Here is a 12,502-nt window from a genome sequence, read left to right on the forward strand (position 1 = left end):
CCCGAGTGCTTCGTACCGAGTGCGTTGGCATCGCTTGCGGGTATAAGCATACCCGCGGCGCTTGCCGCCTGCTCGGATGACAAAAATCTCTCCCGCTAAACCCGCCGGTGAAACAGAAGGAAGAGCTTTACCGCTGGCTAGTGCTGCATATGGGCCTTGCCGGTGGTGCCGATATTGGGCGTGTCGCCGGTGACCAGCGATTTCAGGTAGCTGACGCTGCGGACCGCGGCATTGGGAGCTTCCCAGAATTCGGCCTTGTCGGCGTCGAAGCGCAGCAGGACCAGGTTGGGATCGTCCTGGCCGTCCGGGAACCAGATCTTGGCTGAGTTGCTCCACAGTTCGGCGATCTTCAGACGGTCGTCGGTCAGGGTGGCGCGGCCCGAGACCGAGACATAGGTCATGGCCTTGGGATCGGCATAGGACAACAGAGCCTCGTGCGATTCGCTGATTTCGTGCGCTTTGCGTGAATCCTTGCCGGTAAAGAACCACAAGGTGCCGTCGAACGCTTCGGTTTGCAGCGCCATCATCGGGCGCGAATGGGCTTCGTGCGTGTCCTGGTCCCAGGTCGCCATCATGGCGACCTTTATGTCCTTGATCAACGCCCAAATCTTGTTGCGGGCCTCTTCGCCATACAGCGTGTCCATGGAAAATCTCCTGTAAATACCGGGAGATTTTGCCTGTTCACGCAGTAAGGAAGCGATGAGGGTCGCGGGCAGGGAAAGGCAAGAATCACTGCACCGTCACCACCCGGCTGCCACGCTTGCCATTGGGCGAGACCGTGCGCAGTTCGACCACGCCGGTGACCGCGACGGGTTCACGGTAGGTCGTCCATTTGCCGCCCCTGGAGCGATACTGAATGGTCAGGTCGCCATAGGACACATTGGCCTCCAGCACGCCACCGGTGACGCGGGCGCCCGGCACCGGAAGGCGATAGGTCAGGCTGGCCGCGTCCAATGCCGCCAGCTGAGGCTTGAGCTTGGCGTTGAAGGCCTGCCAGTCGGCATAGAGTTTGGTGCTGTCGACCTGGCCGTCGCCGTAGCTGTAGGACTTGCCCGGGCTATAGGCGGGCTCCCACGCGCCGGCATGCCAGGCACGCTCCGCCAGGGCAAGGGTGCGCGGGAACAGCATGTAGTCGGCAATGCGGTCGCTCCGGATACCTTCGCTCCACAGCTGGCCCTGCATGCCGGTAATGTGGCGGCCGGCGTCGAGGGGCTCGACATCGGTCATGGTGCCGGGCGTATTAGCCCAGGTCTTCATGACGCTGCCATTGGCCGCCAGGTTTTCCGGCATGAAGGCGAAAACCTTGAACAGGCCTGTTTCGCGTGACGCCCAGTCATAGCCACGTTCGGCCGGATCGGAAGCCTGGGGCATATCGAAATAGAGGACGTCGGGGGTCGACATGACGACGTCCCAGCCGCGGTTGGCATGGTTGTAGGCCTCGGCTATGCCGCCGCCGAATAGCGTGCCCCAGCTGTTGGATTGGACGACCTTCGGCATATGGGCCGGGTCGACATGGCCCATGCCGTCGCTCCACCCGGCCGGCTCGATGTTCCGGCTGCTCAGTATGGCCGAGACCTTTTCGATAAAGTAGGGCGTCATCTTGGCCGGGGTAAGGTTCTGGTCCTTCATCAGCGCCTGGCAGGCGGGGGAGCCGGTCCAGGCGCCGGCCGTCTCGTCGGCGCCGATGTGGTAGCGCGTCAGGGGCACACCCGCCGCCTGATGGTAGCTGGCGATGGTGTCGACGACCTTTTCGATGAAGTGATAGGTCGAGGGCAGGCAGATGTTCAGCGTATTGTCGTTATAGTGCTGGATGGAGTCATAGACCGTGGTGTCGGCCGGGTCTTCGAGACGGTACTCATTGGCTTCATCGGTCTTGCCCAGCGCGGCCAGGCGGCGGTAGCGGGCTTCCATCGAACGCGTGGCGGCGCGTGAGTGGCCCGGCATGTCGAAGGATGGCATGACTTCGATATGGTGGGCGGTGGCGGCTTGCAGGATCTCGACATAGTCGGCGCGCGTCAGGTAGCCGTTGACGGAGGAAACACCGTCCGGGCCGGCGCCCAGTTGCGGCAGCAGGCAGGTATCTTCGGCCAGGTCGTGGCAGCGTTTGCTGCCGATGTCGGTCAGTTCGGGCAAGTCGGTGATGGCCAGGCGCCAGCCTTCGTCGTCACCAAGGTGCAGATGCAGGCGATTGAGTTTGTAACGCTCCATCTGGTCGATGATCTGCAGGATGTGCGCCTTGCTCTCGAAATTACGCGCCACGTCGAGGTGCAGGCCGCGGAAGGAAAAACGCGGGGCGTCGGTGATGTCGAGCGGTTTCAGGCGGTTGTGTTCGTAGGCCGCCTGCTGAGCCAGGGATTCCAGGGCATAGGAGGCGCCGGCCGCATCGGTGGCGGTGACGGTGATCTTGCCGTTCTGCGCCGTCAGGTGGTAGGATTCGGGATGGCCCTGGCCGGTGATGGCAATGTCGAGCGGCACGCCCCCCGGGCTGACGCGAATGCCGGCGTCCTGCAGATCGGCGAGCGCTGCCTTGATGCCGGCCGGGTCGCTCGTACCGGTAAGATGGACGCCGCGCGTCAAGTCGAGCGCGGCACCGGGCAGCCGGGTTACCGAGGCCGGAGTCGGCAGGATGACGAATTCGGGCGCCGGGCCGGCGACATAGCGCGCTTCGGTTTCGTTGAACAGGTGCTGCGGCGTCTTCCACACATTTAGGTCTTTTGGCGCATCACCGGCATCGGCGGTCTGCAGCTTGGCGGCGTCCGTCATCGGCGAGACGAAGGGCAGGATTTCCTGGCCGCTGGCCGGGTCGATGGCCGACCGCGCAGCCGGGATGACAGCCGCCTTCAGCCCGTCCGCCGCGATATAGGCATTGGGCATGACGTGGAACTGACTGAAGAAATGCCCTTCGGCGTGCAGGGTCAGGACATAGGTCTGGCCGGGCTTCAGGGCGACGCCGGCTTTCGGGGTCAGGCGGTAGAGGTCGCCATTGACATGGGTCAGGTCGAAGGTGTCGCTGTCGAGGCTGCGGACCGGATTGACCATGCCGATATAGAGCGACCAGCCGGCTTGCGGCAGAACCTTAGGCAAGGTCAGGCGGACTTCGCTGATGAAGCCTTCGGGCGCTGTGTTGTCGACAATGGTAAAGCGGTAGCCGAGGCCGTGCGCAAAGCTGTTCAGTGCCTGTTGCTGGGCCTGTTGTTGGGCCTTTTCCGGCGTGGCGGCCATGACCGGTGCTGTGAGGGAGGCCGAAGTCAGGGCCGTAGTGGCGAGAAGCGCCAGGCCGGCAATACAGGCGTGGCGGAGCGGCTTCGACATGGGATTCCTCGCTGACTTTTCCGATTGCGCTGGAAGGTGGCCCAAGGTGCGCACCTTGTCAATGGATATCATGACCCTTTTGTTACCAATACATTACCAATAGCAGGAACGTCTGAGGTGCTCTCCAAATGCCGTTTGTCAGCTGTTTCCGGTCTGTAAAGGTTTTGACATTGGGGGCGAGGCCTTCATGACGGCCGCCATTGTATGGCGATGATCATGGCATAAGTCCTATCTAGGACCAGTTTTCGCGGCAACGTTTAGCGATCGGCTACGCAGGGTGTGGCGTCAGGCTTTAAGAACTGCTTCTGACGCTTGTCTCGACCGCTTCCGCGAGACCATACCAATTTCTTACATCAAATTGCTTTATTATGACGACGCTTAATGGATGAACCATACCAATTTATAACTACCTTAAATCCAAAAATTCCGGTAAGTTCGCTGCCGTGGCTCGAAATTGTGGTTTCATTTCTAATAAAATATTGAAATTTAATATATAAAACCACAATCGCGTCGGACGAGCTCGACGTGAGTCTGCGTTATCCAGTCCATATACTCAGACTATAAACCCGTTGACGCGACCATACCAATAGAATATTCATATCCATGTTCTGTGGCGACTCAGATTCGACACAGGATGATTCCATAAAAAGTCCCGGCCGGTTGCGGCGAGAGGGCAGGATACAGACCCAGCCCGGGGAGACGAGAAGATGTCATTTATGGAAATGGTCGGGCGGCTGCAGGTCGATGACCCCGCGCCGTTATATATGCAACTGCAAAAGGTGTTACGCGACGCCATTCTGAGCCGTGTCATTAGTCCCGAAGCAGCCATTCCGCCCGAACGTGACCTGGCCGAGGAATTCGGCGTGTCGCGACTGACCGTGCGCAAGGCGGTTGATGGCCTGGTCAGCGAGGGCCTGATCCTGCGCCGGCGCGGGGCGGGGACCTTTGTCGCCAGCCGGGTCGAAAAGAGTTTCTCCAAGCTGTCGTCGTTTTCCGAAGACATGATTTCGCGCGGCCGCGTGCCGCATTCCGAGTGGCTGGCCCGGTCGGTGGGTGGGGTGACGCCGGAGGAATCGCTGTCGCTGGGCCTGTCGCCCGGAACCCAGGTCTATCGTTTTCAACGTCTGCGGTTTGCCGACGGCCTGACCATGGCGTTGGAATATTCGACCATTCCGTCCTATTGCCTGCCCTCGATCGATGCGGTGGGGGAGTCGCTGTATGCGGCGCTGGACGCCGCCGGCAACCGGCCGGTGCGCGCCTTGCAGCGGTTGCGCGCCGTTGCCTTCACGGCCGACCAGGCGGATATATTGGGGATCCGGCCGGGCGACGCCGGCCTGTTTATCGAGCGACGCGGATTCCTCGCCGATGGCCGGGCCGCGGAATATACCCAGTCCTATTATCGCGGCGATGCCTATGACGTGGTGGCGGAGCTGAACCGGGTGTAGAGGGGTTTGCCAACCGCCAACTTCCCGTCCTTCCCGGGAAAACAATCTCAATTTCGATTGCCAAAAAATTTTTCAGCTGACCGCTATATTGGGGGTGGCCATGATCTATCCGTCGCTGTTTTTTATTCCTGGATTCTTCATTCTGGCTTTTTCCACCCTGCAGCGGGCCAATTCCGTCGTGGGCATGGTCACGGGTCTGGCCTGTATGGCCGCTTTCGCGTTCCAGTCGTGGCGCTGGATGGGGCTGGTGCTGGTTATGGGCCTGCTGGCGGGATTCGTAACCCGCGAAGCCGGGCTGACCGGCACGGCTGCGGTGAACGGCATCGGATGGCTCTTGACTTCGGCGGCCCTGGCGGCGTGTTGCCCGCGATGCGTACACCATCGCGCCGTCGCGTAGTCCGTGGATGAACCAGCCGCCGGCGCGGTGGTGCCCGATTTGCGGTCGCACGCGAGAGGGCGTATGGCCCTTTCAGTATATGGTCAAACCCGAAAGCTGGGATGGCGCCTATCATGACGAAGGCGGCGGTCCGACCCGGCAGGACGGCATCCGGGACTGGTGGCGCGATATCCTGTTCAAGCGCTACCGAAAGCGGAACGGTTAGACCTGTTTCGGACACAGGAACCCGAACCCGTTGCCCATGCAAGGCGCGGACGCATTGCCTGACGGTGCAATCTGTGTCTATAACTACGCTAAAATAATATCATGAGGGGGAAATTCATGATCACCAGGCTTCTCGCATCGGCTGCCATCCTGGCTATGGCAATTGCCAACCCGTCTCTGGCTCAAACCGCATCGAAGGATGTTGGCACCGAGGTGATCGTCAAAGGGGTGCCGCGTTTGCGACCGGCCCCCGAAGAACCGTTGCCCCCGCTGGATATCTTCATGAAACCGGCGCGTATCGAACAAATCGCCCTGTCTCCGGACGGTAGCCGCATCGCCTTTACCACCCACGTCGACGGCCAGCAAATGTTGGCGACCTACGTTATCGATGGCGACATAAAGCACGCCATCAAACTGGACAGCGATACGATCACGGCCATTACCTGGGTCAATAACGACTATATACTGCTGTCGGCCAGCCTGACCGGACTGCGCGGCACCTGCCCGTCCGGCGGCGATCAGCGCCTCGACGACCAGAAGTCCATTACCGACCTGGTTCCGAGCATTCAAAACAAGAGCGGCGGTCCCGCTACCGCCGGCAATTCCGGCACGCAGTCGGCCGCTGATAATGCCATCGTCAGCGCGCTGCTCAACACCCTGCGTACCCCCGGTTGCGCCTATTACGGCGTGCGCTCTCAGGAAGCGGTGACGGTTGTCGACCTGAAGGACGACAAGGGCACGACTGTCGGCAAACGTATGAACCAGTACGACAATATGGCCCTGGGCATTCCGAAGGCGGTGACGGTCGACGGCCGGACCGAAATCGTCGGTCCTTTTCTCGAACTGCGCCTCGATTCGATGAACCGCCAGCCGACCCAACGGGTCTACCTGTGGAGTGTCGATCCGGAAACGGGAGTAGGCAAAATGGTCAATGACGACGGTGGCGATCTCGACCGCGAACAGCGCTATGTCGACGATTGGCTGGTCGACGACCATGGCAAACCCTATGCCCGCACCGTCTACCAATTCAGGTCGGAATCCTTTATCATCCAGACGCGCGATGGCAAAAGCTGGAAGCCCATCCTGACAAAGAAGATCGAAGACCGTGCCAAGACCTTCGCCCCCTATCTGGCCGGGCTCGGCCGCGACGGTCAGGCGCTCGTCATCCTCGCCCGCGACGAAAAGGATCAGAGTTTCCACTACTATGAACTGGCGCGTGACGGTACGTTGTCGCCGCCGCTGGAGCCTGAAGACGCTCTCCATGACCGGCCTATATTCAACCCGGCAACGGGCCGCCTGGCCGGCTTTGCACGTGACAGCGTCGCGCCGACCTACGAACTCAGTGACTCCAACCTGGCCCGCATTTACGAGGCGGGTCAGGATTCCGCCCCGGGCCAGTCCGTCCGCATCGCCGCCACGGCCCGCGACGCCCGCCGCATGATTATCTTCAGCCAGGGCGGCAACGACGCCGGCAACTACTATTTCGTCGACATGGTCAAGGGCACCTTCATCGACCTCGGCAACGACCACGTCGCCATCCCGGCCGAATGGGTCGCCAATCAGTCGCTGATCGAATATCCGGCGGCCGACGGCCTGACAATCCAGGCCTTGCTGACCCGGCCATCGCGTAATGACGCCAAGAGCCTACCGCTGATCGTCCTGCCCCATGACGGACCGCAAGGGTCCGACACGGTCGGCTATAACTGGTTAGCACAGGCCCTGGCGTCACGCGGCTATCTGGTGCTGCAACCCAACTATCGCGGCTCCGACGGCGCAGGCGCCGCTTTCCGTGCTGCCGGTGATGGTGAATGGGGCGGCAAGATTCCGGACGACCTCGATGCCGGCGTACGCCATCTGGCAACCCAGGGCCTCGCCGATCCGAATCGCGTCTGCATCGCCGGCTTCGGATATGGCGGCTATCTGGCGCTTAATGGCGCCGTGTCCGGTGGGACCTATCGCTGCGCCGCAGCCATAAACGGCATCTCCGATGTCGCCGACTACACAACCTGGATCAGTGTCAACCGCCCAGTCCTCGATCCTGACGACTTGGGCGGCGTGGAGGTCGATTCCGCCTGGCCCGGCGCCTTCCGCCCGGCAACGGGGTCGCAAACCACGCTGCAACGCTATCTTGGTCAGGCGGATCGCGCCGCCATTTCACCGATCAACAAGGCCGCCGCGGCAAAGCCTATCCTGCTGATCCGTGGTGAAGATGACGACGCGGTTCCCGCTGAACAGAGCCATCATATGGCTGAAGCCCTGAAGCAGGCCGGCAAGCCGGCCGACTACAGGCAACTTCCCGGTTGCGATCACTCCATGACCAGCGAAACCTGCCGCCTGGCCACAGCCGAAGCCCTCCTGGACTTTCTAGGGAAATACAATCCTCCAAGTTAGGCCTGCCAGGTGGCCGTGATAACGAGTCCTCGGTACAGCCGCAGGGGCGGCTTAGGTGGTGAAGTTGTGAACATGGAAGGGCTCCAGAATCGCCACGCCAGAGAATCAAGTGCCCCTATTCGTAACAGGCTTGTCAACACGAATTCGTCGTTAACCCGCCCTCGTTGCCCTGGTTTTGGGCGCCTGTCCATGGACAGGGCGTCGAAAGCCATATAAAAACAGTGACTACAATCACTGACCGGCCGAAACAGGCGAGCACCACCTTGACCGAAACATCCGCCACCCCAACTCGCGGCCGGAACGTGCTGATTATCGGCGGCGGCGCGGCCGGTTGGCTGACGGCGGCCTATCTTGCCAATACCCTGGGCACCGAAAAGACCGGCGGCCCACGCATCACCCTGCTGGAATCGTCGGAAATCGGCATTATCGGCGTGGGCGAAGGTACCTTCCCGACCATTCGCAACATCCTGCGCGGCATCGGCATCGAAGAAGCCGAATTCATGCGTGAAAGCCAGGCGACCTTCAAACAAGGCATTCGTTTCGACGACTGGGAAACGGCGCCCGTGAACGGCGTCCACAGCCATTATGTTCATCCCTTCGAGTCGCCGTACTGGGGCAAGGAAGAGCTGAACCTGCTGCCCTACTGGCTGATCCAGGACCCGGCGACGCGCCTGCCCTTTGCCGAGGCGGTCACCTTCCAGACGCGGATTGCCGACGCCAAACTGGCGCCCAAGCGCCTGCACCAGGGCAACTATGCCGGCCCGCTGAACTATGCCTACCATTTCGACGCAGCGAAGTTCGCTGCCCTGGTCGGGCGCCAGGCGAAGGCCCTGGGTGTGCACCACCTGAACGGCACGCTGAACGACGTCGTCCTGGATGAAACCGGCGCCATCGACCATATCGTCTCCGACCAGCAAGGAGGCTTGCGCGCCGATCTCTATATCGACTGCACCGGCTTCCGCGCCGAACTGATCGGCAAGGCGATGCAGGTGCCGTTCAAGCCGATCCACGATGTGCTGTTCACGGACAGGGCGATCACCTGCCAGGTGCCCTATGCCAAGGCCGACAGCCCGCTGGAAAGCTATACCATCTCGACGGCGCATGAGGCCGGGTGGACGTGGGATATCGCCCTGCCGACACGGCGCGGTGTCGGCTATGTCTATTCCAGCCGCCACAGCAGCGATGACCGCGCCGAGGAAGTCCTTCGGGCCTATGTGTCGCGCGGCTCATCCGACGGTTCGGAGATCACGACGCGCAAGATCCAGTTCGAAGCGGGCTACCGGACGTCACAATGGGTGCGCAATTGCGTTGCGGTCGGTCTGTCGGCTGGCTTCCTCGAGCCGCTGGAATCCACCGGCATGGTGCTGATCGAATCGGCAGTCAACAAGATCGCCGAGTTCTTCCCACATCAGGGCCCGGTGGATGCCTCGGCCGCCATCTTCAACGATTTGATGGTCAAGCGCTATGAGACGATCATCGGTTTTATCAAGCTGCACTACTGCCTGACGAAACGCGAGGAGCCGTTCTGGCGCGACAACACCGATCCGGCGACGATTCCGCCCCGGTTGCGTGAATTGCTGGCCTTGTGGAAGTACCGGCCGCCCAGCCGGTACGACTTCGTGCTCGATCACGAGAGTTTCGCCTATTTCAGCTATCAGTACATTCTGTACGGCATGAATTTCCATACGGACTACCAGGCGGCGGCCGGCGCCCTGCCGATGAAGGACAAGGCCGACCAGATCTTCGCCCGGGTGCAGATGTTCGGCGAACAGGCGGCGAAGGATCTGACCTCGCATCGGGCCTTACTGAATGCGGTCTATAGCGGCGGCTTCACCGATCGTCCGCAATCGGCGCCCATGGCTGTTGCGCGATAGGATTTACGTTGCGGGCGGCGTTCGCCCTTTGACTGTGTCAAGGCTCTTGATCCCGGCATAATCTCGACAGAAGCGTCCGCGCGTTACGGCTGGCGTTTGCGCATTGTGACACTGTCCATGCAATAATTTTGCGCATAACGGGATTCTTGAAAAATTCTGAAAAATTCGTGGACTTGTCCGGCAAAACGGTGTGCACTTGCGTTGCAGATGCGCGCCGTAGTGCAAGAGTGGCGTAGCAGCATAGGGCATACGCGTAATGATCGACGAACGGCCGCCGGTCGTTAAAACGAAGCCACGCCTGAAAATGGCAGATGTCGCGCGCCTCGCCGGCGTGTCGGTGTCTACCGTGTCACGCGCCTTGGCGGATAGCCCGCTCATCCCGCTCGAACTGCGCGAACGCATCCACGTCATCGCGCGTGAGACCGGCTATGTCGTCAATCAGGCGGCGCGCAATCTGCGTATGCAGACGACGCGGACCATCGGCCTGATCCTGCCATTGGGCCACCAGGTGGAGCAACAACTTACCGATCCGTTCCTGTTGGAACTGATCGGCGCACTGGCCGATCAGGTAGTGCAGCGCGGCTACGATTTGTTATTGTCCAAGGTCGTCGATACGCCGGAAGGCTGGTTGTTCGACCTGACCCGGTCGCACCGCTTCGACGGCCTGCTGATCCTCGGCCAAAGCGACCAGCACGAGGCTATGCAGGCGATCGGTGACGATTATCCCGGACTGGTCGTCTGGGGTGAAGTGATGCCCGGCCAGTCCTATTGCACAGTGGGGGTCGACAATGTCGTCGGCGGCGTCCTGGCCACCCGGCACATGATCGCCGGCGGTTGCCGCAATATTGGCTTTGTCGGTCCATCCAACATCCCTGAAGCCATCGGACGCTATGACGGCTATATCCAGGGGCTGGCCAGCACCACGTCTGTGGTGGGCGAAGCGTTCCGGGTCGAGTGCCAATTCAATTACGACTCGGCCCATGCCGCCGTGCGCGCCCTGATGGCGGATAAACGGCCGTTCGACGGTCTGTTCTGTGCGTCGGATGTCATTGCCCAGGGGGCCATGGTGGCGCTGGGCGAGGCGGGACTGAGCGTGCCGGGTGACGTGGCGATCTGCGGCTTTGACGATGTCGGCATGGCCAAGAGCCTGTCGCCGGCCCTGACAACCGTGCGCCAGGACAAGCAGGCTGGCGCACGGCAGATGGTCGACATGCTGTTCCGTCGGTTGGGTGGCGAGACGACGTCATCATTCCGTATGCCGGCCGAACTGGTGGTGCGGGCGTCGACGAGACCGGTTTAGGGTCGGGCTGTGCAGGCTGAACGCTCGCATATTTTAAAAAGCGATCGAGGCCACGAAAAACCGGCTGTCAGAGACTCACGCTCCAGCTGGCGCCGGCTCTTCGTATCGACCCTTGAACGCCATGGCTGTGAGCGGCTGGCGGTCGGACGGTGTCTCGCGTGCCTGCAACTTTTCGGACAGGGTTGCCGGGTCGCCCTTATAGCCAACGGCTATGCCGGCATACAGCTTCAGATTGTCGGGAAGACCGAGGACCAGCGGCGCTTTTTCGAATTCCAGCCCCCCCATGCCATGGGTGATGAGGCCCATGCTGTGCGCCTGCAGCGCGAGAGACATCCAGGCTGCGCCGGCGTCGAATGCATGGGTAGGAATCTGGCGTTCGCCGTCGAACGAGGTCACCGAGGCGACAAAGATCAGGGCGGCGGCGTTCCTGGCCCAGCCTTCGTTGAACGGGATCAGCAAGCTGAGCAGGGTGTCGAATTCGGGCTCGCCGCGGATGCCGTAGATAAACCGCCAGGGCTGCAGATTGGAGGCCGATGGCGCCCAACGCGCGGCTTCGAGCAAGGTGAGGACCTGGTCCTCGCTGACCGGCTGATCCGTGAAGGCGCGCGGCGACCAGCGCTCGGTAAACATCGGCAGAATGGTGTGGGTACTGTGGCGGACAGGCGTCGCGGAGTCGGGCATGTGGGGAGGCATCCGATTGTATTATAAAGCTGGCTATTGCGGCTGAAATCTGATTCATCAAAGGACATCAAGATTCAATCCGTAACTAATATTGTGACAGTTTCGGCGTTTTGCAAGGGATATTTGCGTGCTGGATACAATGGAGCGCCGTTTCGCGCGTCTCGAGCCCTTTATAACCGCTTATGGACCCAAGGATAAGACGGCTTTACCCGCCGTCCTGCTGTTCCATGCCTGTAACGGCGTGCGCGAACATATCCATGGCTATGCGCGCCAGGTCGAGGCGGCCGGATATCGCGCATTCGTGATCGATTCGTTTTTGCCGCGCGGCTGGGACGAAACGGCGGCCATGAGCCTGGTCTGTTCGGGTTTGGCCCTGCATGGCTATGAACGGTCGGGCGATGTGCTGGCGGCGTTGTGGGGCGTGGCGCAGCGCGAGGATGTCGATGCAAGCAGGGTCATGCTGGCCGGATGGAGCCACGGCGGCTGGGCCATCATGGATCTCATGACGCAAAAGCTGGCGCGCGATGGCGAGGCACGGCTGAAGGATCCGGATCCGGCGCTTCTGGCCGGCGTCAAGGGCGTATTCCTGGTCTATCCCTATGCCAATTTCCCGGCGCGATCGAACATCCATAACTGGTTCTATGCACCCAAGACCCTGGCCATTCTTCCGCGCCAGGATTTCCTGACGGCGCATAGTCATTCGGAGTCGGTGTTCCGTCATCTGGCCGAAGAAGGCCTGCCGGTCGAGGTCATGACGCTGAATGCGACCCATTGTTTTGACGAAGACAGCTCGCTTCATTTTGGGCCGTTCATGACCTATGATAAGACGTCGCATCAGGCGACGGGCGCGGCGCTGGACCGGTTTATGGCGGAGACTCTGTGTTAACTCCAAAGTTGA

Annotated in this window: 10 protein-coding genes; 7 read left to right on the forward strand and 3 right to left on the reverse strand. The window is 61.1% G+C overall.

The annotated features are described in order from the left end of the window. Positions 1-137: 137 nt before the first annotated feature. Together AC1DXO_RS05070 and AC1DXO_RS05075 are read right to left on the reverse strand one after the other, a co-directional pair. Entirely contained in the window at positions 138-644 is a 507-nt protein-coding gene (locus tag AC1DXO_RS05070; protein ID WP_476977009.1) for a pyridoxamine 5'-phosphate oxidase family protein, read from the reverse strand. An 85-nt stretch (positions 645-729) separates the two neighbouring features. Then, complete coding sequence (locus tag AC1DXO_RS05075; RefSeq protein WP_476977010.1) at positions 730-3,312, reverse strand: family 20 glycosylhydrolase; 2,583 nt, start codon at positions 3,310-3,312, stop codon at positions 730-732. A gap of 707 nt (positions 3,313-4,019) precedes the next feature. Between AC1DXO_RS05075 and AC1DXO_RS05080 the strand changes: the two genes are divergently transcribed. The 6 genes from AC1DXO_RS05080 (at position 4,020) to AC1DXO_RS05105 (ending at position 10,923) form a co-directional block, all read left to right on the forward strand. Continuing rightward, complete coding sequence (locus AC1DXO_RS05080; protein WP_476977011.1) at positions 4,020-4,757, forward strand: GntR family transcriptional regulator; 738 nt, start codon at positions 4,020-4,022, stop codon at positions 4,755-4,757. Positions 4,758-4,857: 100 nt separating this feature from the next. After that, positions 4,858-5,154, forward strand: a complete 297-nt coding sequence (locus AC1DXO_RS05085; protein WP_476977012.1) for a hypothetical protein — start codon at positions 4,858-4,860, stop codon at positions 5,152-5,154. A gap of 79 nt (positions 5,155-5,233) precedes the next feature. After that, a complete protein-coding gene (locus AC1DXO_RS05090; protein ID WP_476977013.1) occupies positions 5,234-5,359 on the forward strand; it encodes a hypothetical protein in 126 nt (41 codons plus the stop codon). A gap of 116 nt (positions 5,360-5,475) precedes the next feature. Next, the gene (locus tag AC1DXO_RS05095) at positions 5,476-7,749 is read left to right on the forward strand and encodes an alpha/beta hydrolase family protein (RefSeq protein WP_476977014.1); all 2,274 of its coding nucleotides are present in this window, start codon (positions 5,476-5,478) and stop codon (positions 7,747-7,749) included. Positions 7,750-8,012: 263 nt separating this feature from the next. Further along, the gene (locus AC1DXO_RS05100) at positions 8,013-9,623 is read left to right on the forward strand and encodes a tryptophan halogenase family protein (protein ID WP_476977015.1); all 1,611 of its coding nucleotides are present in this window, start codon (positions 8,013-8,015) and stop codon (positions 9,621-9,623) included. A 256-nt stretch (positions 9,624-9,879) separates the two neighbouring features. Beyond that, positions 9,880-10,923, forward strand: coding sequence for a LacI family DNA-binding transcriptional regulator (locus tag AC1DXO_RS05105; RefSeq protein WP_476977016.1), 1,044 nt, complete (start codon positions 9,880-9,882; stop codon positions 10,921-10,923). Positions 10,924-10,998: 75 nt separating this feature from the next. Here AC1DXO_RS05105 and AC1DXO_RS05110 read toward each other — a convergent pair whose 3' ends face one another. Next, on the reverse strand, positions 10,999-11,604 hold the full coding sequence (locus tag AC1DXO_RS05110; RefSeq protein ID WP_476977017.1) for a nitroreductase family protein: 606 nt from the start codon (positions 11,602-11,604) through the stop codon (positions 10,999-11,001). Positions 11,605-11,731: 127 nt separating this feature from the next. On the opposite strand from AC1DXO_RS05110, the gene AC1DXO_RS05115 reads away from it, so the two are divergent. Next, positions 11,732-12,490 (forward strand): dienelactone hydrolase family protein, encoded by a 759-nt coding sequence (locus tag AC1DXO_RS05115; protein ID WP_476977018.1) that lies wholly within the window; start codon positions 11,732-11,734, stop codon positions 12,488-12,490. The last annotated feature ends 12 nt before the right edge of the window (positions 12,491-12,502 follow it).

The organism is Asticcacaulis sp. P2_C5 (genome assembly GCF_056404555.1).

Bases quoted from the DNA above. Each gene is read 5' to 3' on its own strand.
- AC1DXO_RS05070 (WP_476977009.1), bottom strand. From the start codon at position 644: ATGGACACGCTGTATGGCGAAGAGGCCCGCAACAAGATTTGGGCGTTG.
- AC1DXO_RS05075 (WP_476977010.1), bottom strand. From the start codon at position 3,312: ATGTCGAAGCCGCTCCGCCACGCCTGTATTGCCGGCCTGGCGCTTCTC.
- AC1DXO_RS05080 (WP_476977011.1), top strand. From the start codon at position 4,020: ATGTCATTTATGGAAATGGTCGGGCGGCTGCAGGTCGATGACCCCGCG.
- AC1DXO_RS05085 (WP_476977012.1), top strand. From the start codon at position 4,858: ATGATCTATCCGTCGCTGTTTTTTATTCCTGGATTCTTCATTCTGGCT.
- AC1DXO_RS05090 (WP_476977013.1), top strand. From the start codon at position 5,234: ATGGTCAAACCCGAAAGCTGGGATGGCGCCTATCATGACGAAGGCGGC.
- AC1DXO_RS05095 (WP_476977014.1), top strand. From the start codon at position 5,476: ATGATCACCAGGCTTCTCGCATCGGCTGCCATCCTGGCTATGGCAATT.
- AC1DXO_RS05105 (WP_476977016.1), top strand. From the start codon at position 9,880: ATGATCGACGAACGGCCGCCGGTCGTTAAAACGAAGCCACGCCTGAAA.
- AC1DXO_RS05110 (WP_476977017.1), bottom strand. From the start codon at position 11,604: ATGCCCGACTCCGCGACGCCTGTCCGCCACAGTACCCACACCATTCTG.